Annotated in this window: 21 protein-coding genes; 3 read left to right on the forward strand and 18 right to left on the reverse strand. The window is 72.4% G+C overall.

Annotation, left to right across the window (positions count from 1 at the left end):
- Positions 1–14: 14 nt before the first annotated feature.
- The 15 genes from OFY01_RS32685 to OFY01_RS24630 all read right to left on the reverse strand — a co-directional run bounded on the left by OFY01_RS32685 (position 15) and on the right by OFY01_RS24630 (position 16657).
- Complete coding sequence (locus OFY01_RS32685; protein WP_407700414.1) at positions 15–116, reverse strand: DUF6893 family small protein; 102 nt, start codon at positions 114–116, stop codon at positions 15–17.
- Positions 113–670, reverse strand: a complete 558-nt coding sequence (locus tag OFY01_RS24565; RefSeq protein ID WP_266603364.1) for a hydrogenase maturation protease — start codon at positions 668–670, stop codon at positions 113–115. The genes OFY01_RS32685 and OFY01_RS24565 overlap by 4 nt, the downstream gene beginning before the upstream one ends.
- Entirely contained in the window at positions 667–2088 is a 1422-nt protein-coding gene (locus OFY01_RS24570) for a hypothetical protein (protein WP_266603366.1), read from the reverse strand. The genes OFY01_RS24565 and OFY01_RS24570 overlap by 4 nt, the downstream gene beginning before the upstream one ends.
- Positions 2085–2750: a DUF6084 family protein gene (locus OFY01_RS24575; RefSeq protein WP_266603367.1), complete on the reverse strand. Its 666-nt coding sequence runs from the start codon at positions 2748–2750 to the stop codon at positions 2085–2087. The genes OFY01_RS24570 and OFY01_RS24575 overlap by 4 nt, the downstream gene beginning before the upstream one ends.
- Positions 2747–3406: a DUF5947 family protein gene (locus tag OFY01_RS24580; RefSeq protein WP_266603369.1), complete on the reverse strand. Its 660-nt coding sequence runs from the start codon at positions 3404–3406 to the stop codon at positions 2747–2749. Before OFY01_RS24580 ends, OFY01_RS24575 begins: the two co-directional genes overlap by 4 nt.
- Positions 3403–3942: a hypothetical protein gene (locus tag OFY01_RS24585; protein ID WP_266603371.1), complete on the reverse strand. Its 540-nt coding sequence runs from the start codon at positions 3940–3942 to the stop codon at positions 3403–3405. Before OFY01_RS24585 ends, OFY01_RS24580 begins: the two co-directional genes overlap by 4 nt.
- Complete coding sequence (locus tag OFY01_RS24590) at positions 3939–5723, reverse strand: nickel-dependent hydrogenase large subunit (protein WP_266603373.1); 1785 nt, start codon at positions 5721–5723, stop codon at positions 3939–3941. Before OFY01_RS24590 ends, OFY01_RS24585 begins: the two co-directional genes overlap by 4 nt.
- 56 nt (positions 5724–5779) lie before the next feature.
- The gene (locus OFY01_RS24595) at positions 5780–6865 is read right to left on the reverse strand and encodes an NADH-quinone oxidoreductase subunit B family protein (protein ID WP_266603377.1); all 1086 of its coding nucleotides are present in this window, start codon (positions 6863–6865) and stop codon (positions 5780–5782) included.
- A gap of 241 nt (positions 6866–7106) precedes the next feature.
- Positions 7107–8807, reverse strand: a complete 1701-nt coding sequence (locus OFY01_RS24600) for a proline--tRNA ligase (RefSeq protein ID WP_266603378.1) — start codon at positions 8805–8807, stop codon at positions 7107–7109.
- 259 nt (positions 8808–9066) lie between these two features.
- A complete protein-coding gene (locus OFY01_RS24605; protein WP_266603380.1) occupies positions 9067–9648 on the reverse strand; it encodes a GNAT family N-acetyltransferase in 582 nt (193 codons plus the stop codon).
- 102 nt (positions 9649–9750) lie between these two features.
- A complete protein-coding gene (locus OFY01_RS24610; RefSeq protein ID WP_266603382.1) occupies positions 9751–10599 on the reverse strand; it encodes a GNAT family N-acetyltransferase in 849 nt (282 codons plus the stop codon).
- Positions 10600–10698: 99 nt separating this feature from the next.
- Complete coding sequence (ispG, locus tag OFY01_RS24615) at positions 10699–11856, reverse strand: flavodoxin-dependent (E)-4-hydroxy-3-methylbut-2-enyl-diphosphate synthase (protein ID WP_266603384.1); 1158 nt, start codon at positions 11854–11856, stop codon at positions 10699–10701.
- Positions 11857–12016: 160 nt separating this feature from the next.
- The gene (locus OFY01_RS24620; protein WP_266603385.1) at positions 12017–13318 is read right to left on the reverse strand and encodes a M50 family metallopeptidase; all 1302 of its coding nucleotides are present in this window, start codon (positions 13316–13318) and stop codon (positions 12017–12019) included.
- On the reverse strand, positions 13315–14601 hold the full coding sequence (gene dxr, locus OFY01_RS24625; protein WP_266603387.1) for a 1-deoxy-D-xylulose-5-phosphate reductoisomerase: 1287 nt from the start codon (positions 14599–14601) through the stop codon (positions 13315–13317). The genes OFY01_RS24620 and dxr overlap by 4 nt, the downstream gene beginning before the upstream one ends.
- Positions 14602–14713: 112 nt before the next feature.
- Positions 14714–16657, reverse strand: a complete 1944-nt coding sequence (locus OFY01_RS24630; RefSeq protein WP_266603389.1) for an acyl-CoA dehydrogenase family protein — start codon at positions 16655–16657, stop codon at positions 14714–14716.
- Positions 16658–16836: 179 nt separating this feature from the next.
- Here OFY01_RS24630 and OFY01_RS24635 point away from each other — a divergent pair, with 179 nt between their 5' ends.
- From OFY01_RS24635 to OFY01_RS24645, 3 genes are all read left to right on the forward strand, one after another.
- Complete coding sequence (locus tag OFY01_RS24635) at positions 16837–17640, forward strand: inositol monophosphatase family protein (protein ID WP_266603391.1); 804 nt, start codon at positions 16837–16839, stop codon at positions 17638–17640.
- Positions 17641–17754: 114 nt separating this feature from the next.
- Positions 17755–18249 carry a carboxymuconolactone decarboxylase family protein gene (locus OFY01_RS24640; RefSeq protein WP_266603392.1) on the forward strand — a complete coding sequence of 165 codons (495 nt, stop codon included), beginning with the start codon at positions 17755–17757 and terminating at the stop codon, positions 18247–18249.
- Positions 18250–18360: 111 nt separating this feature from the next.
- Complete coding sequence (locus OFY01_RS24645) at positions 18361–20424, forward strand: SpoIIE family protein phosphatase (RefSeq protein ID WP_266603393.1); 2064 nt, start codon at positions 18361–18363, stop codon at positions 20422–20424.
- Between the two features lie 75 nt (positions 20425–20499).
- Here OFY01_RS24645 and OFY01_RS24650 read toward each other — a convergent pair whose 3' ends face one another.
- The 3 genes from OFY01_RS24650 to OFY01_RS24660 form a co-directional block, all read right to left on the reverse strand.
- Positions 20500–21945, reverse strand: a complete 1446-nt coding sequence (locus OFY01_RS24650) for an aldehyde dehydrogenase family protein (RefSeq protein WP_266603394.1) — start codon at positions 21943–21945, stop codon at positions 20500–20502.
- 209 nt (positions 21946–22154) lie between these two features.
- The gene (locus tag OFY01_RS24655; protein WP_266603399.1) at positions 22155–23891 is read right to left on the reverse strand and encodes a PucR family transcriptional regulator; all 1737 of its coding nucleotides are present in this window, start codon (positions 23889–23891) and stop codon (positions 22155–22157) included.
- Positions 23892–24139: 248 nt separating this feature from the next.
- Complete coding sequence (locus OFY01_RS24660) at positions 24140–26515, reverse strand: ATP/GTP-binding protein (protein WP_266603395.1); 2376 nt, start codon at positions 26513–26515, stop codon at positions 24140–24142.

Genomic DNA, 26515 nt, shown 5'->3' on the forward strand with positions numbered 1-26515 from the left:
CGCGCACCGGCGCCTCACATTTCGCGCATCCGGAGGTACCGCTTGATGTCGGGGAGGTTGGCGGCCACGACCGCGACGGTTCCGGCGGCCAGGAGGCCGAGGACGAGTTTCTTCACGATCGCTGCTCCTTCGTCGCGAACGGCATGGGGGGTGCGGCCTGCGGGTGGCCGGTCTCTTCGGCCACGATCCGCAGGACCGCCGCGAGCGCGGGCTCGATCGCGGCCTCGACCGCGTCGGTCAGCCCCATCCCCTCGGACAGGTCGGCCGGTTCGCAGCCGACGAGCCGGATGCGCGCGGGAGGGGCCGCCCGCATGCCGGCGCTGAGCGTCTCCAGGAGGGCGAGCACGGCGTCCGGTGTCATGCGGTGGCCGTCGATCACGGCGGCGCCCGGTACGGACGCCGGGCCGGTGTGCGGGTCGGTGTGCGGGTCGTCGATGCGGTAGACGGTCCCCGGTGCGCCGCCGCGTGCGGTGGCGTCGACGAGGACCACGCAGTCGTAGCCGTCGAGGAGTTGGTACGCGAGGTGGACCCCGCGGACTCCCACGTCGAGGGTCCGCACGCCGTCCGGCAGGGCCCGGCGGGCGAGGCGGCCGACCGCTTCGACGCCGAAGCCGTCGTCGCCGAGGAAGATGTTGCCGAGCCCCGCGATCAGGACGCGCGGTGTGCTCATGGTTCCTCCAGTACGGCGACCTCGTCGGGTTGGAAGTAGCGGAAGCGGCCCTGCGCGCGGGCGAGTTCGGCGCCCGGGTCGTCGTCGAGGGTCACCGCCAGGTGGACGGATCCGTCGACGTCGTGCAGGACCGCTTCGACGAGGGCGGCCCGGCCGTGCAGGAACATGTCCTGGGCGTCGGTGCGCCGCGGCCCGGGTCTCAGTCGTACGCGGCTGCCCGCGGCGACGGCGGTCCCGTCCACGAGGACGCTGTCGCGTCCGGGGTCGACGCCGGCGTCGGCGCCCGGGTCCCACCAGGGGGCCTCGGGCCGCGGCACGTCGTACTCGGGGGCCGGGTCGGGCGGGTGTGTGATGTCGCGCAGGGACCGTACCGCTCCGTGGAGGCGGTCGAGGACCTCGGGCGGCATGGAGTCGGCCAGGTCGATGACGGCTCCGGCGCGCGCGTCGGTGCCGCGTGCCTGGCGTTTCTCGTCGTCGGTGAGGGTGGCGGTGCGCAGCGCCAGGATCTCGTCGATCTCCGTCGCGTCGTAGAGGGCTCCGGGGCTCTCCGGGGCGATCCGCGGATGGTCCTCGAGGATGATCGGCGAGGACAGGATGACGTCACTGCCCCGGTCGGCCCCGGCGAGCACGGGCCAGGTGTGCTCGTTGCGGCACTCGGCGACCGCCGCCGACGCCCACTGGGGCGGGTCGGTCATCGAGAGGAACCCGCCCCTGGTGAGCCCGGCCATCAGGTGGGCGGACACCATCGAGTGCGGCAGAACGTCCTCGCGGGCGAGGCGCGCTCCGGGGGGCGCCGCGACGGGTGTCGTGTTCTCCAGGAGAGCGGTCAGCCGCATGACCCGGTACGGGCCGGGCAGTTCGGCCGCGGCGAGCCGCAGGCGGCCCGACATCTCCTCGCGGCGCCGCACCAGGCGCCCCACGGTGCGGCCGTGCTCGTCGCGGACGGTCTCGGTCGTGTCGGCCGCGGCCAGGGAGAAGGGGAACTCTTTGGGCTCGGGTCCCAGTTCGTCGACGGGCACACGCACGTCGACGCTCTCCTCCACGCCCTCGTCCCAGGGCACGAGGACCCGGTCGGCCAGTTCCAGCGTCTCGACCGTCTCGAACCGGTCGCCTCCGCCGTCGGGCGCCGCGGACCGCTGCACGGCGCGCCGCTGTGGCCGCAGAAACCGTACGCGTACGTGGAGTTCGGCGCCGGTCCGGGGTTCCATCAGGCATTCCGTGCGCTGGGTGCCGCGCTCTCCTTCGACGCCGTCCCACCGCGGGGGCACGAGCACGCCGAACTGCCAGCGCAGCCGGTTCTTCGCCGCGGAGGCGCGGTAGGGGTAGAGCACATAGCCCTCGAAGAGGACGGCGTCGGCGGCGTGGCGCGCGGTGTCGAAGAGTGCTTCGGCGGCGTTGGCCGGGTGGCTCGTCGTCATGGGGTCGCCACCTCCGCGCGCGGCTCGTCCCGGTCGTGTTCCGCGGCCTGGAGCAGGCGGGTGACGGTCTCGTGCCACGAGGGCAGGGCGTGCCGGGAGCGGTAGGCGCGCAGCTCGTCCATGGTGTCGCGGGGCAGCCGGAGCCAGCCGCAGCCGGGGAAGTGCTCGTCGATGGTCTGCCGCCAGACGGCGGCGGGGAGCGGGCAGGTCGCCTCGCGGTCCCAGGGCACCGGCTGGACCCGGAAGCCGCGCTCGCCCCGGAAGGCCGTCCCGGAGAAGAGCAGCGTGAGCGGTGCCGCGCCCTCCTGGAGCGCCTCGAAGTACTTGGTGGCGGCGATGTCCAGGTCGTAGGTGCAGGGCACCGGCACATCGATCTCGGTGATCCCGGAGAACCCGGGCACCATGACGGACACGAGCGCGAACTGGAGGGGCTTCATGCTGGCGGCCCACCGTGACGGCTCGCCGAACAGGTCGCCCAGGCGCGTGGCCTCGGTGGCGTTGTAGCGGCGTCCGGCGGGCTCGATGCGGATCTGGCAGCGCAGCGCGAGGGCGTGGACGCGTTCGGCGGCGTCGGCGGTGATGCGCAGCCGGAACACGAGTGTGGGCCCGGCGGCGTGCGGGTCGCCACGGACCCCGGTGCACGCGAAGGTCAGGTCACTCACGGGGTGGCTCCTCGGGACGCGGCGGGCGGCGCGGGCGCGGGGGCGGGAACGCTGCGGCGGTCCACCTCGGCGAAGAACGCGTCGAGCTCGGCACGGGCCCGCGGCCCGCCGTCGAAGCCGCGCCAGTGCCGTCGCAGCCGGCCCACGAGTGCGTAGGCGGCGTCGACGGGTACGAGGTGGCAGGTGACGCGCTCGTCGGTGCGGCGCGCCAGGAGGACCTCCACGTCCTCCGCCAGCGCGTGCGCCAGGGCGGAACCGGCGAAGGCGGCGTCCCAGGCGGCGGGGTCCACCTGGCTCTCCGTCGCCCCGGCCGGGCTGGGGTAGAGGGCGACCAGGCGTCCCCGGGCGGCGTCGCGGAAGAAGAAGGCGACGTCCACCGGCACGCCGAGCGCGTGCCAGCCCCGCTGGTCCAGGCGGTCCTCCGGTTCGCTCAGCCAGCGGCCCGGAATGGTGCGGAAGCGTCCGGTGCCGCTGCCCTCCCGGTCGAAGAGCAGGGCGCAGGCGGTGCAGGCGCACACCAGGGCGCGCCGTTCGGAGTCGACGAGGTGACGGTGTGTCTCGGGCACGGGGAGCGAGCACAGTTCGCAGCGTTCGACCGCCGGTGGCCGCGGGGCGGTGAACCGGCGCAGCCCCCGTGTCCGTGCGGGGCCGGTCACGGGGCCTCCCCGCCGGAGGCGGGCGGTGACGGGGCGCGGGCGATCTGCAGGAGCACGGGCTCGCGTTCGGTGGGGGCCTCGACGAACTCCACGGCGGCGATCTCGGGTGCGTGGCAGGCGAGAGCCGCCTCGATGCGTTCCCGGCGGTCCGCCGTGCTTCCGGAGCAGCCGCACCCGCCGCCGCTCGCACCGGCGCGCAGCCGCAGGGTGCCGGTCTCCGGGTCGTGGGCGGTCACCTCCGTCCCCGCGGCGTCCGCGGACTTGAGGGCCCGCTGGACGCGCGCCCGGACGTCGTCGGGGTGGAGGTCGTGCAGGGCGAGCACACCGGCGGTGATGTCGTCGTCGAGCAGGGCGCGCAGCGGGTTGCCGCTGCGTCCGGACAGCAGGGTGACGGCGCGTTGCAGCGCGAGGCCGTAGAACTCCATGAGCGCGCGGACGAGCTCTTCGGCGGTGTCGTGGACGGCCGGGTCGGCCGACGCCGAGAGCCGGTCGAGCAGTTCCTCGACCCGCTGTGCGGTCCGGTCGGCGGCGCTCATCCGGCCAGTCCGCTCAGGCCGGTGGGCACGTGCGTGGTCTCGACCGTCCTGCCGCCTCCGACGTACATGTGCACGCCGCAGGGCAGACAGGGGTCGAAGCTGCGGACGGCCCGCATGATGTCGATGCCCTTGAAGTTCTCCGGGGAGTTCTCCTCGAAGATCGGGGTGTTCTGCACCGCGTCCTCGTAGGGTCCCGGCGTTCCGTAGCTGTCGCGCACGCTGGCGTTCCAGGGGGTCGGCGGGTACGGGTGGTAGTTGGCGATCTTGCCGTCCCTGATCACCATGTGGTGGGAGAGGACGCCGCGTACGGCCTCGGTGAAGCCGCAGCCGATGCTCTCGTCGGGCACCTCGAACTTCTCCCAGGTCTGGGTGCGGCCGGCGCGTACCTCGTCGAGCGCCTGCTCGGCGAAGTGCAGGGCGCAGGCGGCGGCGTAGGCCTGGAAGTAGGTGCGGGCCCGGTTGCGTTCCAGGGCGTTGCTCCACTTCGGGATCTTCCACTCGAAGGTGGTCTCCGGCTTGGTCAGCGACTTGGGCAGGTTGATGACGACGCTGTGGCCGGTGGCCTTGACGTAGCCGAAGTCGACGAGGCCGGACAGGGCGGTGGACCACAGGCGGGCGATGGGGCCGCCGCCGGTGTCGAGGGCGAGGTGTTCCTTGCCGTCGAACCAGCGCGGGGACATCACCCAGCTGTACTTGTCGTCGAAGTCGCGCTTCTGCGGCGCCGGGATGGTGTGCTGGTTCCAGGGGTGGCGGGGGTCGACGGGGTTGCCGAGCGGGTCGTGGGTGACGAACTTCTCCTGGCCCTCCCAGTCCTGGTAGTAGGAGCTGCCCAGCAGGATGCGGATGCCGAGGTTGATCTGCGTGAGGTCGTTGGTGACCAGCTTGCCGTCGACGATGATGCCGGGGGTGACGAACATCCGTCGGCCCCAGTCGGTCATGTTGGCGTAGGTGAAGTCGCAGTGCTCGGGGTCGTTGAGCGCGCCCCAGCAGCCGAGCAGGACGCGGCGGCGGCCGACCTCCTCGTAGCCCGGGAGGGCCTCGTAGAAGAAGTCGAACAGGTCGTCGTGGAGCGGCACCACGCGCTTCATGAACTCGACGTAGCGCATGAGGCGGGTCAGGTAGTCCGTCAGCAGCTGGACGGAGGCGACGGTGCCGGTGCCGCCCGCGTAGAGGGTGGAGGGGTGCACGTGGCGCCCCTCCATCAGGCAGAACATCTCCCGCGTGTAGCGGCTGACCTGGAGTGCCTCGCGGTAGAACTCGCCTTCCAGCGGGTTCAGCGAGCGCATGATGTCGGCGATGGTGCGGTAGCCGTGTTCGGCGGCGTGCGGGGCCTCGGTGCGTTCGGCGAGTTCCAGGACCCCGGGGTTGGTCTCGCGGACCATCTTCTCGCAGTAGTCGACGCCGACCAGGTTCTCCTGGAAGATGTTGTGGTCGAACATGTACTCGGCCGCTTCACCGAGGTTGATGATCCACTCGCCCAGGTGCGGCGGCTTCACGCCGTACGCCATGTTCTGGGCGTAGACCGAGCAGGTGGCGTGGTTGTCGCCGCAGATGCCGCAGATGCGGCTGGTGATGAAGTGGGCGTCGCGCGGGTCCTTGCCGCGCATGAAGACGCTGTAGCCGCGGAACACGGACGACGTGCTGTAGCACTCGGCGACCCGTTTCTGCTTGAAGTCGATCTTCGTGTGGATGCCGAGACTCCCCACGATCCGGGTGATCGGGTCCCAGGACATCTCCATCAGGCCGCTGCCGTCTTTGGCGGCCGATGACGTGGGTGCCATAGCGTTTTCCGTGCCCTTCGTCGTCGAACGTGTGTGGACGCTGCTTGTGTGGCCGGTCACCAGGGCCGGTCGTAGCCCGTGGTGAGTTCGCTGCCGCGGTGGCGCCACTTGGGCTCCTTGTCCGCGGTCCGCTCCGTGATCGCGCGCAGGCGCCGGACGGCGGCCCCGTAGACGCCGCTGGCGGTGCTCGACACCTTGCTTCCGGGGGGCTCGTCCATGAACGGCATGAACTTGTCGGGGAATCCGGGCATGGTGCAGGCGATACAGATGCCGCCGACGTTCGGGCACCCGCCGATCCCGTCCATCCATCCCCGTTTGGGAACGTTGCACTTCACGACCGGCCCCCAGCAGCCGAGCTTCACAAGGCACTTGGGCGAGTCGTAGGTGGCGGCGAACTCGCCCTGCTCGTAGTACCCGGCGCGGTCGCAGCCCTCGTGGACGGTGGCGCCGAACAGCCAGGTGGGCCGGAGTTTGTCGTCGAGCGGGATCATGGGGGCCGAGCCGGCCGCCTGGTACAGCAGGTACGTGAGGGTCTCGGCGAAGTTGTCCGGCTGGATGGGGCAGCCGGGGACGCAGACGATCGGGAGTCCCGCGTGGGACTTCCAGTCCCAGCCGAGGTAGTCGGGCACGCCCATGGCTCCGGTCGGGTTGCCCTCCATGGCGTGGATGCCGCCGTAGGTGGCGCACGTTCCGATGGCCACGACGGCCAGGGCCTTCGGCGCGAGGCGGTCGATCCACTCGCTGGTCGTGATCGGCTGCCCGGTCTCGGGGTCGTCCCCGAAGCCGCACCAGTAGCCTTCCGGCTTGATGGACTCGTTGGGGATGGAGCCCTCGACGACGAGTACGAACGGGTCGATCTCGCCGCGTTCGCCCTTGAAGAACCATTCGATGAACGAGTCCGCGCCCTGTGCGGGACCGCACTCGAAGTCGATCAGCGGCCAGTGGACGGCGATCTTGGGCAGACCGGGGAGGCCCTGGAGGACGATCTCCTCGATGCTCGGCAAGGTGGCGGCGGTCAGCGACACGGAGTCGCCGTCGCAGCTGAGGCCCGCGTTGATCCAGAGGATGTGGATCGGGGATTCCTCGTCCTCGGCGTCCGCGGCCGTGCCGCCTGTGGTGGGGGAAGGGTTCGCATCCGTCATGGATGCCTCCTGGGGACGGGTCGGCTCACGCCAGTAAACGGCGTGTGCTTCCTCCGTATCCCGAGGCGCACGGGGGCGGCACGGCGGAAAGGGTCATCGGAGTGAACCCGGATGGGCCGGTCGGACGGGTTCCTGCGACGGCGGGGCGGCGCCCGGCCGTGAGGCCCCACGCCGACGCCACGGCCCGCCCGGCCGGGCGGGAGCCGGTGGGCGGGCCGTCAGTCGTACGGGGGAGGGAGGGTCACGCCGTCAGGCGGGACACGGCCTCCTCCACCGTGAGCTCCTCGCGCTCGCCGGTGCGGCGGTCCTTCAGCTCGACGACGCCGTCCCCGGCTCGGCGGCCCGCGACCAGGATCTTCGGGACGCCGATCAGCTCGGAGTCCGTGAACTTCACGCCCGGCGAGACGCCCGGCCGGTCGTCGACCAGGACCCGGACACCGGCCGCGGCCAGCTTCTCCGAGATCTCCAGGGCCAGCTCGGTCTGGAGGGCCTTGCCCGCCGCCACCACGTGGACGTCCGCGGGGGCGATCTCCTCGGGCCAGATCAGCCCCTTGTCGTCGGCGTGCTGCTCGGCGAGGGCCGCGACGGCGCGCGAGACACCGATGCCGTACGAGCCCATGGTGACGCGCACCGGCTTGCCGTTCTGGCCGAGAACGTCCAGCTGGAAGGCGTCCGCGTACTTGCGGCCCAGCTGGAAGATGTGGCCGATCTCGATGGCGCGGTCCAGCTTGAGCCCGGTGCCGCAGACGGGGCACGGGTCGCCTTCCCGCACCACCACCACGTCCACGTACGCGTCCACGGTGAAGTCGCGGCCCGCGACGACGTTCTTGGCGTGCGTGCCGTCCTTGTTGGCGCCGGTGATCCACGCGGTGCCGGGGGCGACGCGCGGGTCGGCGACGTACCGCACCTTCTCCAGGCCCTGCGGGCCGACGTAGCCGCGCACGAGGTCGGGGCGGCCCGTGAAGTCCTCGGCCGTGACCAGCTCCACCGCGGCCGGTGCGAAGTACGCCTCGACCTTGTCCATGTCGACCTCTCGGTCGCCGGGGACACCGACGGCGACGATCTCCCCGTCGACCTTCACCAGGAGGTTCTTCAGGGTCTGCGCCGCCTCGACGCCCAGGTGCGCGGCGAGCGTCTCGATGGTCGGGGTGTCGGGGGTGGGGATCTCCTCCAGGGCGGGCACGTCCACGCCCTCGACCGGGCGCAGCGGGTACGTGATGGCCTCGGTGTTGGCCGCGTAGTCGCACTGCGGGCAGTCGGCGAAGGTGTCCTCACCGGCCGCGGCGGGGGCGAGGAACTCCTCCGACTTCGAGCCGCCCATCGCACCGGCGGTCGCGGCGCAGATGCGGTAGTCGAGGCCGAGGCGCTCGAAGATCCGCTGGTACGCGGCGCGGTGCAGCGCGTAGGACTCGGCCAGCCCCTCGTCGGCCAGGTCGAAGGAGTACGAGTCCTTCATCTGGAACTCGCGGCCGCGCAGGATGCCGGCGCGCGGGCGGGCCTCGTCGCGGTACTTCGTCTGGATCTGGTAGAGGATCACCGGCAGGTCCTTGTAGGACGTGCACTGGTCCTTGACCAGCTGGGTGAAGATCTCCTCGTGGGTCGGGCCGAGCAGGTAGTCGCCGCCCTTGCGGTCCTTGAGGCGGAACAGCTCGGCGCCGTACTCCTCCCAGCGGCCGGTCGCCTCGTACGGCTCGCGGGGCAGCAGGGCGGGCAGCAGGACCTCCTGCGCGCCGATGGCGTCCATCTCCTCGCGCACCACGCGCTCGACGTTCGCGAGGACCTTCCTGCCCAGCGGCAGCCAGGACCAGACACCGGCGGCGGTGCGGCGCACGTAACCGGCGCGGACCAGCAGCTTGTGGCTGAGGACCTCGGCGTCCGCCGGGTCGTCGCGCAGCGTCTTCGCCATCAACCGGGACATGCGCTGGACCTGGGCCTTGGCCATGATGATTCGCTCCTGCTATGGAAAGGTGATGCCCGAAGGTGAGGGTCTGTCCGATGGGTCCTGCCGGGGCCGCGGGCCCCGGTGCGCACATCTGCCGCGTTGTCGTCGGTTGCCGACGCTCCGCGTCGACGCCCTCTTCCGCCTTGCAGCCGCACGCACCAGACCCCGCTCGGCGGCACCGACCGAGCACGGCCGACCGAATCCGGCCTGACCCATCGGACAGACCCTAGCGGGGCGCCGCGCGCGGCCGGAAATCGGTTCAGCGCGACCGGCGCCGCAGCGGCAGTGGGGCGCCCATCACCGCGTACGGCCTGGGGGCGCTGGGGAAGTGAACCTGGCGGGCGAGGTCGGTGTAGCCGAGGGAGCGGTACAGGCCGCGGGCCGGGCTCTCGAAGTCGATCGCGGAGAGGATCGAGCGGGGCTCGGCGGCGCCGTCCGTGATGGTGGTGATCAGCGAACGGCCGATGCCGCGGTTCTGGTAGCCGGGGTGGACGTGCAGCTCGGTGATGACGAAGGAGTCGTCGAGCCAGTGGTCCTGGCCGCCGGCCCGCAGATACGGCTCGACGACGGTGGACCACCAGTGGGCGCGGTCGTTGGGCATCCCGTAGACGAAGCCGACGAGGCGTCCTGTCCCGGTGGTGGCGCCGAGGGCGCGGGCGCCGGGGAACGTGATGTGCCGCAGCACGATCTGGCGGCGCACGGCGATCTCGTCGTCGCTCAGGCCGAAGGCGTGGGCCTGCACGGCGAGCGCCTCGTCGACGCGGTCCGCCAGGTCGAGGGGGCCGACGGTGACGGCGGTGTCGCCCGTACGGTTCCGGTTCCGGTGCGGGAGGTGCGGCATGCCCGGAGGGTACCCCGCGCGGGGCCCGCTGCCGCGGGTGATCGCGAACTGTCCGGACCGTCCCCGGGCCGGAGGCTCAGAACCGGAACTCAGAACCGGAGCTCAGAACAGCACGCTCATGAACGTGCCGACCTCCTGGAAACCCACCCGCCGGTAGGCGGCGCGGGCGGGCAGGTTGAAGTCGTTGACGTAGAGGCTGGCGACGGGGGCGACGTCCGCGAGGGCGTAGCGCAGCACGGCGGACATGCCGGGGGCCGCGAGCCCCCTGCCGCGGTACTCGGGGGCGACCCAGACGCCCTGGATCTGGCAGGCGTCGGCGGTCGCGGCGCCGATCTCGGCCTTGAAGACGACCTGGCCGTGCTCGTCGATGCGGGCGAAGGAGCGGCCCGCGCCGACGAGTTCGGCGACACGTGCCTGGTAGAGCAGGCCGCCGTCGCCGGCGAGCGGGGAGACACCGACCTCCTCGGTGAACATCGCCACGCACGCCGGCATGATCGTGTCCATCTCGTCCTTGCGGACGCGCCGCACGTACGGGTCGGGGGCGACGTCGGCGCTGAGCCGGTCGGCGACCATCAGCGGCTGGCGGGCGCGGACCTCGCGGGCCGGGCCCCAGGACGGTTCGAGCAGGCGCCACAGCAGGGCGGTGGGTTCGGCGGGGCCGACGATGGACGAGCAGCGGCGGCCCGCGCGGCGGGCGCGGTCGGCGAAGCCGCGTACGGCTCTGTCGGTGGCGCAGATCGGTACGAGGTTGGCGCCCGCGTAGCACAGCGACCGCAGCATGCCGTCCTCGTACCAGCCCCACATCTCGCCGCCGAGCCGCCACGGGTCGAGGCCCGCGACGCGTACGCGGGCCGTGACGAAGGCATTGACGACGGGCTCGCGGTCGAGGACGGCGAGCGCGGCGTCCAGGTCACTCGGTTCGAGGACCCGGGTGGTGGTCTGAGTCAACACGTGCGGGGGGCCTCACCAGATGGGCTGCTGATCTCCGCACTGTACCTGCCGGTGTCGTGTGGTGCCGCCTGCGTCGGGGGCGCGGCCGCGGAGCCCCGGTCAGCCGGCCACCGACACCGACGGCTCGCCCGACGTCACACCGTCCTTCTCCATCTGCTCCGCGATCTTCATCGCTTCCTCGATGAGGGTCTCCACGATCTTCGACTCGGGCACCGTCTTGATGACCTCGCCCTTGACGAAGATCTGGCCCTTGCCGTTGCCGGAGGCGACGCCGAGGTCGGCCTCACGGGCCTCGCCCGGACCGTTGACGACGCAGCCCATGACGGCGACGCGCAGCGGGACCTCCATGCCGTCGAGGCCCGCCGTGACCTCCTCGGCCAGCTTGTAGACGTCGACCTGGGCGCGGCCGCAGGACGGGCAGGAGACGATCTCCAGGCGGCGCGGGCGCAGGCCGAGGGACTCCAGGATCTGGTTGCCGACCTTGATCTCCTCGACCGGGGGCGCGGAGAGCGATACGCGGATCGTGTCGCCGATGCCCTCGGAGAGCAGCGCGCCGAAGGCGACGGCCGACTTGATCGTGCCCTGGAAGGCCGGTCCGGCCTCCGTGACACCGAGGTGCAGCGGATAGTCGCACTGGGAGGCGAGCAGCCGGTAGGCGTTGACCATCACGACCGGGTCGTTGTGCTTGACCGAGATCTTGATGTCGCGGAAGCCGTGCTCCTCGAAGAGCGACGCCTCCCACAGGGCCGACTCGGCGAGCGCCTCGGGCGTCGCCTTGCCGTACTTCTGGAGCAGGCGCCGGTCGAGGGAGCCCGCGTTGACGCCGATGCGGATCGGGGTGCCGTGGTCCTTCGCCGCCTGGGCGATCTCCTTGACCTTGTCGTCGAACTGCTTGATGTTGCCGGGGTTGACGCGGACCGCCGCGCAGCCCGCCTCGATGGCCGCGAACACGTACTTCGGCTGGAAGTGGATGTCGGCGATCACCGGGATCTGCGACTTCTTGGCGATGACCGGCAGCGCGTCGGCGTCGTCCTGCGTCGGGCAGGCCACGCGGACGATCTGGCAGCCGGACGCGGTCAGCTCGGCGATCTGCTGGAGCGTGGCGCCGATGTCCGACGTGCGCGTCGTCGTCATCGACTGCACCGAGATCGGCGCGTCTCCGCCGACGGCCACCGTGCCGACCTGGATCTGCCGGCTCTTGCGCCGCTCGGCGAGCTTGATCGGTACGTCCGGCATGCCGAGTGAAATCGCAGTCATCTGCTGTGCAACCCCAAGGTGTGGATCGAGTCCCAGGCCATCGAGATTACGTCACCGGCCCGCGCCGGAGCACACCCCGCCCCGCCAAACCCACTCGAAAGCAGGGCGCCGGACCGACCGCTGTCCGGCGCCCGTGAACGCCCCGGTGAACACCTCGTGATCAGGAGATTTTCACCGGGTTGACGACGTCGGCGACGAGGACGAGCAGGGTGAAGCAGACGAACACGCCCGCCACCACGTACGCGACCGGCATGAGTTTCGCGACATCGAACGGGCCCGGGTCGGGGCGCCGGAAGACGCGCGCCACGTTCCGCCGCAGCGACTCCCACAGGGCGCCCGCGATGTGGCCGCCGTCGAGCGGGAGCAGCGGCAGCATGTTGAAGAGGAACAGCGACAGGTTGAAGCCCGCGACCAGCATCAGGGCCATGGCGAGCTGCTGTGTGGCCGGGATGTTCATGGTGAAGATCTCGCCGCCGACGCGGGCCGCGCCGACCACGCCCATCGGGGAGTCCGGCTTGCGCGGGGCGTGGTCGAAGGCGGCGTCCCACAGCGCGGGGATCTTGCCCGGCAGGGCGACGATGTTGTCGACGGCGTCGCCGACCCGGTCGGTCATCCAGGTCACGGAGTCGCCGAAGTCCTGGTGCACGACGCCCGTGGCGGCGGTGAAGCCGAGGAAGCCCGCCGGGACGTAGCCGTCGACGACGCGGCCGCTGGAGTCCTTCTTCACGACCTGGTTCGTGACGATGGTCGCGGTGAGCGTCTTCCGCTTGCCGTCGCGCTCGACGACGATCGGGACGGTCTTCCCGGCGCTCTTGCGGATCTCGTCGGAGAGGGTGTTCCACTTGCCGGTCGGCACGCCGTCGAAGGAGACGATCTTGTCCTTCGGTTTGAGGCCCGCGGCGTGCGCCGGGGACTCGGCGTCGGACGCCTTGCAGGTGTCGCGGTTCGCGCTGGCCTTGATGACGCAGGGCGAGACCGAGCTGACGACGTTGGTCTGCTGGGTGATGCCGAAGCCCATCAGGACGGTCAGGAAGAGCCCGATGGCGAGGATCAGGTTCATGAAGGGACCGGCGAACATGACGATGACCCGCTTCCACGGCTTGCGCGTGTAGAAGAGGCGGGTCTCGTCGCCGGGCTGCAGTTCCTCGAAGGCGGCCGAGCGGGCGTCCTCGACCATGGAGCGCAGCGGCGAGGTGGAGCGGGATTCGATCTTGCCGTCCTTGCCGGGCGGGAACATGCCGATCATGCGGATGTAGCCGCCGAGCGGGATGGCCTTGATGCCGTACTCGGTCTCGCCCTTCTTGCGCGACCAGATGGTGCGGCCGAAGCCCACCATGTACTGCGGCACGCGGATGCCGAAGAGCTTGGCCGTCGACAGGTGGCCCAGTTCGTGCCAGGCGATGGAGACCAGTAGACCCACGGCGAAGACCACAATGCCGAGGATCATCATCAGGGTCGTCATGCACGAGCCTCCACGGTGGCCTTGTCCTGAGCTGTCAGTTCCCGGGCGCGGGCGCGCGCCCAGGTCTCTGCTTCGAGGACGTCCGTGACCGTGAGCGAAGTTCCCGTTGCGGGGGTGCCGTGTTCGTCCACGACCTTTGTCACGGTCTCCATGATGCCGTTGAACGGCAGGGCGCCCTTGAGGAACGCGTCGACGCTTTCCTCGTTGGCGGCATTGAACACGGCCGGTGCGGTGCCCGCGAGCTCGCCGACGTGCCGGGCGAGCGCGACGGACGGGAAGGCGTCGTCGTCGAGCGGGAAGAACTCCCAGCTCGACGCCTTCGTCCAGTCGAAGGCCGGGGCCGCGTCCGGGACCCGCTCGGGCCAGCCGAGGCCGATGGCGATGGGCCCGCGCATGTCGGGCGGGGTGGCCTGGAGCAGCGAGGAACCGTCGACGTACTCGACCATGGAGTGGACGTACGACTGGGGGTGGACGACGACCTCGATGCGGTCGAAGGGGATGTCGTAGAGCAGGTGTGCCTCGATGACCTCCAGCCCCTTGTTGACGAGGGTCGCCGAGTTGATCGTGATGACCGGGCCCATCGCCCAGGTGGGGTGGGCGAGCGCGTCCTCGACGGTGACGTCCGCCAGGTCCGCCTTCGTACGTCCCCGGAACGGGCCGCCGGAGGCGGTGACGACGAGTTTGCGCACGTCGGCGCGGGTGCCCGCGGCGAGCGCCTGGAAGAGGGCGGCGTGCTCGGAGTCGACCGGGATGATCTGGCCGGGCCGGGCGAGCGCCTTGACCAGCGGGCCGCCGACGATCAGCGACTCCTTGTTGGCGAGGGCGAGGGTGCGGCCCGCCTTGAGCGCGGCGAGCGTGGGCGCCAGGCCGATGGAGCCGGTGATGCCGTTGAGGACGGTGTGGCAGTCGCCGCGCCCGGCCAGCTCGGTGGCCGCGTCGGGGCCCGCGAGGATCTCGGGAAGCGCCTCCCCCGCGCCGTACTGCTCGCGCAGGGCCTCGCGCAGCGCGGGCACGGCGTCCTCGCGGGCGACGGCGACGGTGCGCACGCGCAGCCGGCGCGCCTGCTCGGCGAGGAGCGCGACACGGCCGCCGGCGGCGCTGAGGCCGACGACACGGAACCGGTCCGGGTTGCGCAGCACGAGGTCGACCGCCTGCGTGCCGATCGAGCCGGTGGCGCCGAGGACGACGATGTCCCGGGGTCCGTCGGCGCCGGGCACGGGCGCGGGGTCGAAGACGAGATGCGGATCCGCGAGAGGTGATGGGCTGGCGGGGCTGTCGGTCATCCCCCCATTGTTGCGTGGCTTGGCCGTGTGTCCGACAGGGCGCCCCCGTACGAGTTCACGCGTACGTGTTCACGCGTACGCGTGAGGGGCGCCCCGCCTCGGCGGCTCCCGGTCAGCAAAACGGGCGGCGGGCGTTCTCCCGCTTGCTCGGGCCCGGTGTCTGGTCGGCGATCCAGGGGCCCTCGCCGCTCGGGTCGATGACGCCCTCCTCCAGCCAGGTGTACGCGCCGCCGAGCACGCTCTTGACGACCTTGCGGTCGACGTCGTCGGTGTTGGTCCACAGGCGGGCGAAGAGTTCGTCGACGCGGATGCGGGCCTGGCGGCAGAAGGCGTCCGCGAGCTGGTGGGCCTCGCGGCCGTGGTCGCCGGTGGTGCGCAGGAGTTCGGCCCGCACGCAGGCGGCGCTCATCGCGAAGAGTTCGGCGCCGATGTCGACGACACGGCCGAGGAAGCCCTGCTTGGTCTCCATGCGGCCCTGCCAGCGCGACATGCCGTAGAAGGTGGAGCGGGCGAGTTTGCGGGCGCAGCGTTCGACGTAGCGCAGGTGGGTGGACAGGTGCGGGTGGCCGTGGTGGTCGAACTCGGCGTACGAGCGAGGGAGTTGGCCGGGCCCCGCGACGAGCTTGGGCAGCCATCGGGCGTAGAAGCCACCGGCTTTCGCGCCCGCCCTTGCCTTGTCGGAGAGGGACTTGTCGGGGTCGATCAGATCGCCCGCCACCGACAGGTGCGCGTCGACGGCCTCGCGGGCGATCAGCAGGTGCATGATCTCGGTCGAGCCCTCGAAGATGCGGTTGATGCGCAGGTCGCGCAGTATCTGCTCGGCGGGGACGGCGCGTTCGCCGCGCGCGGCGAGCGACTCGGCGGTCTCGAAACCGCGGCCGCCGCGGATCTGCACCGTCTCGTCGGCCATGAGCCAGGCCATCTCGGAACCGTAGAGCTTGGCGAGGGCGGCTTCGATGCGGATGTCGTTGCGGTCCTCGTCGGCCATCTGGGACGACAGGTCGAGGACCGCCTCCAGGGCGAAGGTGGTCGCCGCGATGAACGAGATCTTCGAGCCGACGGCTTCGTGGAGCGCGACGGGCTTGCCCCACTGCTCGCGCTCGGCCGACCACTCGCGGGCGATCTTCAGACACCACTTGCCCGCGCCGACGCACATGGCGGGCAGGGAGAGGCGGCCGGTGTTGAGCGTGGTGAGCGCGATCTTGAGGCCCGCGCCCTCGGGGCCGATCCGGTTGGCCGCGGGGACGCGCACCTGGTGGAAGCGGGTGACGCCGTTCTCGATGCCGCGCAGGCCCATGAAGGCGTTGCGGTTCTCCACGGTGATGCCGGGCGAGTCGGCCTCGACCACGAAGGCCGTGATGCCGCCCTTGTGGCCCTCGGACCGCGGCACGCGCGCCATGACGACGAGCAGGTCGGCGACGACACCGTTGGTGGTCCACAGTTTCACTCCGTCGAGGACGTACGTGTCGTCGCCGTCGGGCACCGCGCTGGTGGCGAGCCGCGCCGGGTCGGAGCCGACGTCCGGCTCGGTCAGCAGGAAGGCGCTGATGTCGGTGCGGGCGCACCGCGGCATGAAGGTGTCCTTCTGCTCCTGCGTGCCGAAGAGCTTCAGGGGCTGCGGTACGCCGATGGACTGGTGCGCCGAGAGCAGCGCCCCGATGGCGGGGCTCGCGGAGCCGACGAGCGCGAGGGCCTTGTTGTAGTAGACCTGCGTGAGTCCGAGGCCCCCGTACTCGGTGCCGATCTTCATGCCGAGGGCGCCGAGTTCCTTGAGCCCGCGCACGGTCTCGTCGGGAATCCGTGCCTCGCGCTCGATGCGGGCGGAGTCCACCTCGCTCTCGCAGAAGGCGCGCAGCCGGTCGAGGAACGCCTCGCCGCGCCGTACGTCCTCGTCGGCGGGGAGCGGGTGCGGGTGGATGAGGTCGAGCCGGAACCGGCCGAGGAACAGTTCCTTGGCGAAGCTGGGCTTGCGCCAGCCCTGTTCGCGCGCGGCTTCGGCGACCCGCCGCGCCTCCTGCTCGGAGACCTTCGCCTGCTGCTGGGGTGTTGCGGACATGAGGTTCACCTCGCCGCGTATCGGGGTCACAGGGCCGGCCCGCTACCGACCGGTGCTACTCGATCGTATGTACCCGATAACGGGCATCCCGGCCAGCCCCCGTGCACCCGACCGGCGGATGTCCCGGGCGGCTCGGGCCGCCCGCGGCCACGGGCGGGGGCGCCGCTGTTCTGCGCGGTGTGATCGAGTCGACAGCGTGTTCTGGTGATGTGGCGGTCGCGGTGGCCGCCGCGACCGCGGGGGCGGACGTCGTGCGGGACCTGTACGGCCGGGCGCTCGACCGGGTCGACAAGGGTCAGGGCGACTTCGCGACGGCCGCCGACATCGCGGCCGAGAAGGCGATCCTCGGCGTCATCCGCGCCGCCCGCCCCGAGGACGGCGTACTCGGCGAGGAGAGCGGGCGGCACGGCGGCGCGGAGGCTGTTCGGCAGTGGCTGGTCGATCCCTTGTGCGGCACGCTGAACTACGCCGTCGGCACCCTGCTGGTCGCCGTCAACGTCGCGCTGCGCGGCGGCCCCGCGGCCGTCGCCGACCCGTTCAGCGGCGAGGTCTTCGCCACGGACGGGGAGACCGCCTGGGTCCAGCAGGCCCGGCAGGACGACGGGGCGACGGCCGGGCTCGCACCCACCTCGGTCACCCGTCTGGTGGACGTGAACCTCGATCCGCCGTTCCCGAGCGCGCCCGCGTTCCGGGCCGCGGACCTGCTCGCCCACCCGGATTTCGGCCAACGGTTCCGGCCCCGGGTCGTCTCCACCTCGCTCGCGCTGGCCTGGGTCGCCGCGGGTCGTCGCGCCGCGTACGTCACCGATGGCGGTGTCCTGTCGGGGAGCGTGCACTTCGCGGCCGGTATCGCCCTGTGCCGGGCGGCCGGCTGCGTGGTCACCGGGGTCGACGGCACGCCTCTCGAAGCGGGTGGCTCCGGCCTCGTGGTGGCCGCGGACGACGAGACCCATCGTCGGCTCATGGAGATGATCCTCGGGTGACGTCCCGGCGGCGGCTCAGGTCTTGGTCTCCTGCGCCCACCGGCGGCTCCACTCGTCCAACGGGCCGGGCAGTTCCACGAGTTCACGGCCCACGAGCCGCTCGCGCTGTTCCGGGTGCTGCACCGCGCCCCGGAGCCGGCCTCGCGCATGTTCGCGCTGGGCGCCGGACTCCTGGGGCACGGGCTGCTGCCCGCCGCCGACCGCGAGGTCGTGACCGCCCGGGTGACCGTGCGTTCGGGATGCGCGTACGAGTCGGGTGTGCGTGCCGCGGCCCTCGCGGCGCAGGCCGGGCTCAGCCCCGAACAGCTGCGCGCCACCGCCGGCTTCGGCCCGCGCGCCCCTGACGTCCGGGAGCCACGCCACGCCGCCCTGATCGCCGCCGTCGACGAGCTGCACGACACGGCCCGGCTCTCCCGGCCCACCTGGGACACGCCGCGCGGGTACTACACGGACGAGCAGCTTCTGGAGCTTCTCGTCCTGGCCGGCTGGTATCGCACGATCAGCTACCTGGCCAATGGTCTGCTGCTGGAGGAGGAGAGCTGGAGCGTCCCCTTTCCGGCGTCCACGGCCCCCGCGGCTCCCCCGGAGGGCGGCGTGTCGTCCCCCTGAAACGCTCACGCTCAGCGATCCGGCTCGTATCGGCACCCGACCCGAGGGAGCATGGAGGGGACGTGCTCCGGCGTGCGCCGGGGAGACGGGTGCAGGAGGGAGCCGTTCCTGATGCGTGGCAGCGAGCCGTTCTCGGCGAGCGGCGGCGCCCGTACGAGCACACCCCCGGGCGGCCTCCTCGACCTGCTGAGCGTGTGCGCGGTCGTCGTGGACTCCACCGGCCGCATCGTGCTGTGGAGCCCGCAGGCCGAGGACGTCTTCGGTTACACCGCCCAGGAGGCGCTCGGTGAGTACGCCGCGCCGCTGCTGCTCCACCGCCGGCACCAGGAGGCGGCGGCACGGCTGTTCTCCGAGGTCATGTCCACCGGGACCGGCTGGGCGGGCGCCTTCCCGATCCGGCACAAGGACGGCCGCACCCGGCTGGTCGAGTTCCGCAACATGCGGCTGCTCGACGACCGCGGCGACGTGTACGCGCTCGGAATCGCCGCCGACCAGCCGACGCTCCAGCGGGTGGAGACGGGCCTCGCCCTGTCCCAGCAGCTGATCACCCAGTCCCCCATCGGCCTCGCCCTGCTCGACCAGGACCTGCGCTATCTGCTGGTCAACCCCGCGCTGGAACGGATAAACGGCCTGAGCGCCGCCGAACACATCGGCCACCACCCCCGCGACATCCTCACGTTCCTGGGGGACGTCGACGCCATCGAAGCCACCCTGCGCGAGGTGCTCACCACCGGGGTCCCGGTCATCGACCGCAACGTCGTGGGCCGCACCCCGGCCGACCCGGACCACGACCACGCGTGGTCGGTGTCGTACTACCGCCTGGAGGGCGCACAGGGGCAGGTGATGGGCGTCGCGAACTCGGTCGTCGACATCACGCCGCGCCACCTCGCGCGGACCGAGGCGGAACGAGGACGCCGCAGACTCGACCTGATCGCGCGGGCGTCCGCCACCGTGGGCACGACGCTGGACGTGGAGCGGACCGCGCAGGAACTGGCGGACGCGGTCGTCCCCGTCCTGGCCGACGTCGCGGCGGTCGACATTCTCGACTCCGCGCTCGAACTGCGCAGCGGCGACGAGGGCGACGGGCCGCGCCGCTTCCGTGCCATGGGCCTGGCCACGGCGTACCCCACCGAGGCCGCCGACGCGGTGGACCCCATCGGCCATCTGGCCTCCTACCACGCCGACCGGCTGATCACCCGCTGTGTCCGCACCGCCGCCCCCGTTCTCGTGCCGGAGGTCACCGACAGCGACCTGCCGCGCGTCGCCCGCGACGAGGACGCCGCGAAACGACTGGCCACGGCGGGGGTCCACTCCTACCTCGCGGTACCGCTGACCGCGCGCGACGAGGTCCTGGGCACCCTCGCCCTCGCCCGTGCCCGCACCCAGGCCGCGTTCGACCAGGACGACGTCCTGCTCGCCAGGGAACTGGCCGCACGCGCCGCCATCGCCATCGACAACGCCCGCTGGCACCAGAGCGTCCGCAGCTCCGCGGAGACCCTGCAACGCAGCCTGCTGCCCAACCCGCCGCCTCCCCTGCACGGCCTGGACGTCTGCTCCCGTTACCAGCCCGCCCAGGCGTCCTCCGCCGTCGGCGGCGACTGGTACGACGTCATCCCCCTGGACGGCGAGCGCACCGCGCTCGTCGTCGGCGACGTGATGGGCCACGGCATCGACGCCGCCGCGGCCATGGGCCGCCTGCGCACCGCGACACTGGCCTACTCCGACCTGGCCATGGCCCCGGACGAGGTCCTCCACCACCTCGACAAGACCACCGCCAAGCTGGAACCCCACATCGCCACCTGCGTCTACGCCGTGTACGACCCGCACCACCACACCCTGCGCATCTCCAACGCCGGCCACATGCCGCCCGTCCTGATCCCCCACGGCCATCCGCCGCGCCTGCTGAACCTGCCGACCGGAGCGCCGCTGGGCGTCGGCGGCGTCGAGTACCGCACCACCGACCTGGCCCTCAACCCGCACGACCGTCTCGTCCTCTACACGGACGGCCTGGTCGAGACGCGGAACCACCCCATCGACGACCGCCTGGACCTCCTCCTCCGGCTGCTCACCGAGCACAGCCACCCCACGGAGGCCACCTGCACCCATCTCCTCGAAACCCTGCGCGACGGCGACACGTTCGACGACATCGCCCTCCTCATCGCCCAGGCCCGCTGACGTGAAGAGAGCCGGCGGCCGGAGCCCCCGCACAGTGGGCTCCGGCCGCCGGGTTCGGGGACGCGTACGCGCTGGTTACAGCGTGAGGCCCGTCAGGACCAGGACGCGCTCGTACGTGTAGTCGTCCATCGCGTAGCGGACGCCCTCACGGCCCACGCCGGACTGCTTGGCGCCGCCGTACGGCATCTGGTCGGCCCGGTAGGAAGGGACGTCGCCGATGACGACACCGCCGACCTCCAGGGCGCGGTGGGCGCGGAAGGCCGTGTGCAGGTCGTGCGTGAACACGCCTGCCTGGAGGCCGTACTTGGAGGAGTTGACCTCGGCGAAGGCGGCCTCCTCGCCGTCCACCTTCTTGAGCGTCAGGACCGGGCCGAAGACCTCCTCGCAGGAGATCGTGACGTCGTCCGGGACGTCGGCGAGGACCGTCGGGGCGTAGGTGGCGCCGTCGCGCTTGCCGCCCGCGAGGAGCGACGCGCCCGCCGACACCGCCTCGTCCACCCAGGACTCGACGCGCTTGGCCGCGTCCTCGCTGACCAGCGGGCCGACATCGGTGGCGGAGTCGGACGGGTCACCGGTCACCTGGGCCTCGACCGCGGCGACGACCTTCGGCACGAGACGGTCGTAGACGGCGGCGTCGGCGATGACCCGCTGCACCGAGATGCAGGACTGGCCGCCCTGGTAGTTGGAGAAGGTCGCGATGCGGTTCGCCGCCCAGTCCAGGTCGGCGTCGCCGGCGTAGTCGGCGAGGACGACCGCCGCGCCGTTGCCACCGAGCTCCAGCGTGCAGTGCTTGCGCGGCACGCTGTCCATGATCGCGTAGCCGACCTTGTCGGAGCCCGTGAAGGAGATGACGGGCAGGCGCTCGTCCTGGACCAGGGCGGGCATGCGGTCGTTCGGGACCGTCAGGACCGACCAGGAGCCCGCCGGGAGGTCCGTCTCCGCGAGGAGTTCACCGAGGACGAGGGAGGAGATCGGGGTCGCCGGGGCCGGCTTCAGGATGATCGGGGCACCCACCGCGATCGCCGGGGCCACCTTGTGGGCGCTGAGGTTCAGCGGGAAGTTGAACGGTGCGATGCCGAGGACGACGCCCTTGGGGATGCGGCGGGTCAGGGCGAGTCGGCCCTGACCGCCCTGGTCGGTGTCGAGGCGCTGGGCCTCGCCGCTGTTCCAGCGGCGGGCCTCCTCCGCGGCGAACCGGAACACGGAGACCGCGCGGCCGACCTCGCCGCGCGCCCACTTGACCGGCTTGCCGTTCTCGGCGGAGATGAGCCGCGCGAGCTCCTCGGTGCGCTCCAGGAGACGGTCGGCCACGTGGTTCAGGGCCTTGGCACGTACGTGGGCGGGGGTCGCAGCGAACTCGTCCACCACGGCGTGGGCCGCGGCGACGGCCTCCTCGACCTGGGCCTCGGTCGGGACGGCGACGGTGCCGACGAGGCGGCCGTCGTAGGAGTTGTGGACGTCGAACGTCTCGGTTCCGGTGGCCTGGCGGCCGGCGAGCCAGAAGGCGTGGGTGGCGGTCATGTGGGTCTACCGGCCCTTTCGTGTGCGGGCGCCTGTGCGGCGGACGGCGGGGTGCCGTGAACACGGTAGGGCGGCAGGACGCGAGGGCGGATTGGACGGGACGGAGTGGTTGGGCATCGAAAGTTGGACAGTCCGTAGCAAGCAAGCAAGCGACAAGGCAGGACGGACAGGCAGGCAGGCAGGCAGGCAGGCAGGCGGAGTGTGAGCGCTCAGGCTCCCGTCGCCTTCAGCGCCAGCCACAACTCCATGCGCACGTCCGGGTCGTCCAGCGAGCGGCCCAGAATCTCCTCGACCCTGCGCATCCGGTAGCGGAGCGTGTGGCGGTGGACGCCCAGGTCGGTCGCCGCCGCGTCCCACTGACCGTGGTGGGAGAGCCAGGCGCGCAGCGACGCGATCAGGTCGCCGCGGCCCGTCGCGTCGTGGTCGCGCAGGGCGCGCAGCAGGCCGTCCGCGAAGGCGCGTACGGCGTCGTCGCCGAGGAGCGGGAGGACCGAGCCCGCCGCGACGTCCTCGTGCTCGACGAGGATGCGCCCGCGCCTGCGGGCCACCGACAGCGCCTGCTCGGCCTGTTTGAACGCCGACGCGGCGGCGATCGGCCCGGCCGGAGCCGAGCAGCCGACGACCAGTTCGTCGGCGGGGGTGTCACCGTGGTCGCGGGCGGTGGCCCGTGTCGCCTCCAGGGTCCGCGCGTAGTGCTCGCACGCGGCGACGGCCGCTCCCCCGTCGGCCGCGAGCAGGATGAGGCGGTCGCCGTCGGGTACCACGAGGACGGCCTCGCCGGAGCGTGCGGCGGCCGACTCGACGACGTCGGCGAGGACCGAGACCGGGTCGGGGTCCGCCACCTCGTCGTACGGCGTGGAGAGGATCAGGGCGTGGCCCGGGGCCCGGTCGTCCGATGTGCCCACGACGGCCTCGGCCAGCAGCGACGCGGTGCCGGTGGACGTGCCCGCGCTCCTGCTCGTACCCGCACCCGCGCCTGTGCCGGGCTTCGTGGCCGGGGGCGGCGCAACCGCCTCCGCGATCATCAGGCGGAACGGGGCGTCGAGCAGGGCGCCGTACAGATTCCCGGCGACCGTCCGCGCGTGGTCGGGTTCGCCCGCGAGCAGCATGCGCAGCACCGCCGCGCCGATCCGCTGCTCGGCCGCGTACAGGGCCCGCGAGCGCTCCGTGGTGAGGGTGAGCAGGGCGATCGCCGAGTGCAGCGCGTACCGCTCGGCCGTGCCGAGGGGCGATGCGGTGCCCACGGCGAGCGCGGCGCGTGGACGCCGCCCGGTACCGATGGAGTGCAGTTCGATCCGGTCGTCCGTGCCCCCGGAGACCACGGCGCTGGCGGGCGCCGGCCGGTCCCGGAGCCGTTCGACGTCGGGGGTGAGCCGGGCGGCCCTGCGCCCCGCCCAGCCGGGCGCAGTGGCGACGACCGCGCCCGAGGCGTCGTACAGCGCCGCCCACCCGTCGACCTGCCCGGCGAGCACGGAGAGCAGCCCCTCCGGGCCGCCGCCGAGGGCCTGTTTGGTCAGTTCCCGCTGGGCGGCGAAGCCGGAGGTGACGGCGCGGTACTGGTCGGCCGCGATGGCGGCGGAGACGGCCTTGCTGATGGCGATGAACGGCGTGCGGGGCGGCACCGCGAGCAGCGGAAGGCCCTCCGCACGCGCCGCCTGCACGAGCGCGTCGGGTACGTCGTCGTAGTTGACGCCGACCGCGAAGCCGAGGCCGACGACGCCCGCGGCGACCAGCCGTTTCACGTAGCGGCTCATGGTCTGCGGGTCCTCGGCGTCCAGCTTGAGGGCGGTGATGAGCAGCAGCTCGCCGCCCTCCATGTACGGGACGGGGTCGGCGAGCTCGCTCACGTGTGCCCAGCGGACCGGGGTGTCGAGGCGGTCCTCGCCCGCGCGCACGGCGAGCTTGAGCGCCGAGTGGTGAACGAGCGAGGCGAGCGTGGGCGGCATGGGGGCCTTCAACTGAGCGAGTGTGCGAATGATCGAATGAACGTGCGTGCCAGATGCTGGTGATCTTGTAAGAGATTTGGCCCGTCCGTATGAACGGCCTGTGTCGATTCTGCCTCACCGTCCGCACGACGGAAGGCTCGGCCCGAGATCCTCAGCCGGTCTTCAGACAGTCCGGGCCAGGATTCACCGGGCGTTCAGCAGAGCCGGGCCGTTCAGCCGAGCCGGGCCGTTCAGCCGAGCCGGGGAGTTCAGCCGCGCCTGGCGCGCGGGTCTTGGTCGCGCAGGTCCACGAGGAGCGGCGGGGCATGCTCGCCGCGCACGGTGGTGAGCGAGAGCACGGCGTGGCCGGGCGGCACGGCGTGGGCGAGGTCGGAGGCGGACCAGCGCTCCCGCTCCACCTGGCGGACCGTGACCGCGTCGGTGGTGACGGCCTTGCCGGTGAGGAATTTCCGCAGGGAGTGCAGCGCCCGCGTCATCGGCTGGTCGGCGAAGACCGTGTGCTGGGCCACCTCGGTGGTCTCCACCCACTCGGTGCCCCATGCCTCCGCGAACCGCCGCCCGTCCCACGTGGTCACCCCGGAGAACGCCATGCGGCAGCCGACGGCCGCGTACAACGGGCCCTGAAGGCGTTCGGGCACCTCGCCGACCGTGCGCAGGCCGAGCACGACTCCCGCGTCGGCCGAGCGGAGCCGCTGGATGGCGCGGACGCTGTCGGCGGTGAGGGTGCGAGCGGCGTCGTCGAGGACCAGGCAGGCGAAGTGCGCGCCGCGGCCAGGGGCCCGCACGACGTGGCCGAACTGGGCGAGCAGCAGGCGCGCGAGCAGCCGGGACGCCTCTTCGTGGGCGCGTTCGGGCAGGTCGACGCGGACGCGCAGCGGGTGGTGGGCGACGGCGCGCAGGGAGAACGGGCGGGCGTCGGGCCCCGTGGCGAAGAACTGGGCGAAGGCGGGCCGGTCGAGCAGGGTGAGCCGGTCGGCGAGGGCGGGGCCGGGGTCCCCCACGGTGTGCGCCTGGCGGTTACGGGCGTCCAGCTCGCGGCGCATGGCGGCGTGCGACGGGGAGGAGGCCGCACCGGTGGGCGTCGCGGCGTCGAGTCCGGCGCGCAGCCGGGCCAGCGCCGTGGGCTCGCCCTCCAAGAGTTCCCGCAGCTCGGGCACGGTCGGGAAGCGCCCGTACGCGGCGTGGTGCGGGCCGAGCAGTTGGGCGAGGGCGACGGCGGCGCGCTGTGTGTCGACCCCGTCGAGGTCGCCGACCAGGCCCTCGGCGAGGAACGCGGCGGCCTCGTCGGGGTCGGCGCACCCCGCGTACAGGTCGAGGTCGTGCGCGGAGGCCGGGTCGCCGGGCCTGACCACCACGTCGTACGCGTCGTCGGGACCGAGGTCGGCACCGGCCGCGCCCACGGTGACCACGGCGGCCTGACCGGTCAGCGCCTGCAGGGCGAGCGCCTCGGTCACCGGGCGCATCAGGCGGCCCGTCTTGCCGGTGCCGGGCGGACCCACGGCGAGCAGCGACGTGCCGAGCACACCGGGGTCGAGGGCGGCGGCGGCGCCGCGCACGCCGTACGGGTTGCGCTCGTCGTGCGCGTAGCGGCCGATCCTGACCTGGCCGACGAGCAGGTCGTGGGTGGCGGTGCGCACGGGCAGGTCGCGCAGGCCGGACGGGTGGGTCCAGGCGGCCGCGCCGTACCGGGCGACGGTGTCGGCGAACGACGCCTGGGCGACGGGGTCCTTGGCGGCGCTCCAGACGCGGGCGACGCGGGCGCAGTCCACGTCGTTCATCCGGCCGGTGGCCAGTTCGGTGCCGAGCAGGTCGGCGGCCCTGGCCTGGCCCGCGGCGCGCAGCTCGGGCCAGGGCGCGGGCGCGGGTGCTCCGGTGGGGCGGGGCGGCGCGGCGGGCCCGCGGGGCGCGCCGCCGGTCCCGGCAGCACGTCCCCGGCCCGCGCGCAGCGCCTCCCACCAGCCGCCGATCCGGGCGAACGGCCACAGCACGGCGAGGGTGATGGCGGCGTAGACGAGGTCGGTGAGGACGGGGGAGGTGAAGATGCCCGGACCGCCCGAGACGAGGGTGATGAGGGAGAGCACCGGGTCGACGACCGGCAGCGGGCGCCAGTCAAGGCCGAGGGCGTCGGGCCAGACGAAGACGAGGACCGCGACGGCGGCGACCAGGGCGACGGCGGCCCGGCCGGGCTGCGGGCGGCGCACCACGAACCGCTGGATCGCGTCGGGCCATCCGCCGAGCCGCCCTACGCTGAGGACGAGCGCTGCGAAGACCACCCCGTCGTAGACGACGTGGGCGTCCACGCCCTGCCAGGTGCGGGGGCTCGCGCTGCCGGGCCAGTACCACTCGCCCGGTGTGAACAGCTTCAGCGGTGCCGACTGGTACGGGATGCCGCCGTGCCGCCACAGGGACCAGAACAGCAGCCCGAGCACGGTGGAGACGACGAGACCGACCAGCAGCCTGCGCCGGTCGCCCGCGACGTCCGGCTCGGGGTCGCGCGGCCGGTACCCGAGCCGCCAGAGCCCCGGCGCCGCCTCGGGTCGCGGCGCGGCGAGCCACTCGACGAGGCTCCCGGCCCCCGGCCCGGACACGGCACCGGAGGTGGCGCCGGGGGCCGGGCCTTCCAC

Source organism: Streptomyces beihaiensis (assembly GCF_026274175.1).
Lineage (GTDB): Bacteria > Actinomycetota > Actinomycetes > Streptomycetales > Streptomycetaceae > Streptomyces > Streptomyces beihaiensis.

Excerpts from the sequence above, each read along its gene's own strand:
- OFY01_RS24650 (WP_266603394.1), bottom strand. The coding sequence starts at position 21,945 with ATGACCGCCACCCACGCCTTCTGGCTCGCCGGCCGCCAGGCCACCGGA.
- OFY01_RS24570 (WP_266603366.1), bottom strand. The coding sequence starts at position 2,088 with ATGACGACGAGCCACCCGGCCAACGCCGCCGAAGCACTCTTCGACACC.
- OFY01_RS24655 (WP_266603399.1), bottom strand. The coding sequence starts at position 23,891 with ATGCCGCCCACGCTCGCCTCGCTCGTTCACCACTCGGCGCTCAAGCTC.
- dxr (WP_266603387.1), bottom strand. The coding sequence starts at position 14,601 with ATGACCGACAGCCCCGCCAGCCCATCACCTCTCGCGGATCCGCATCTC.
- OFY01_RS24565 (WP_266603364.1), bottom strand. The coding sequence starts at position 670 with ATGAGCACACCGCGCGTCCTGATCGCGGGGCTCGGCAACATCTTCCTC.
- OFY01_RS24585 (WP_266603371.1), bottom strand. The coding sequence starts at position 3,942 with ATGAGCGCCGCCGACCGGACCGCACAGCGGGTCGAGGAACTGCTCGAC.
- ispG (WP_266603384.1), bottom strand. The coding sequence starts at position 11,856 with ATGACTGCGATTTCACTCGGCATGCCGGACGTACCGATCAAGCTCGCC.
- OFY01_RS24590 (WP_266603373.1), bottom strand. The coding sequence starts at position 5,723 with ATGGCACCCACGTCATCGGCCGCCAAAGACGGCAGCGGCCTGATGGAG.
- OFY01_RS24605 (WP_266603380.1), bottom strand. The coding sequence starts at position 9,648 with ATGCCGCACCTCCCGCACCGGAACCGGAACCGTACGGGCGACACCGCC.
- OFY01_RS24630 (WP_266603389.1), bottom strand. The coding sequence starts at position 16,657 with ATGTCCGCAACACCCCAGCAGCAGGCGAAGGTCTCCGAGCAGGAGGCG.
- OFY01_RS24620 (WP_266603385.1), bottom strand. The coding sequence starts at position 13,318 with ATGACGACCCTGATGATGATCCTCGGCATTGTGGTCTTCGCCGTGGGT.
- OFY01_RS24645 (WP_266603393.1), top strand. The coding sequence starts at position 18,361 with ATGCGTGGCAGCGAGCCGTTCTCGGCGAGCGGCGGCGCCCGTACGAGC.
- OFY01_RS24595 (WP_266603377.1), bottom strand. The coding sequence starts at position 6,865 with ATGACGGATGCGAACCCTTCCCCCACCACAGGCGGCACGGCCGCGGAC.
- OFY01_RS24600 (WP_266603378.1), bottom strand. The coding sequence starts at position 8,807 with ATGGCCAAGGCCCAGGTCCAGCGCATGTCCCGGTTGATGGCGAAGACG.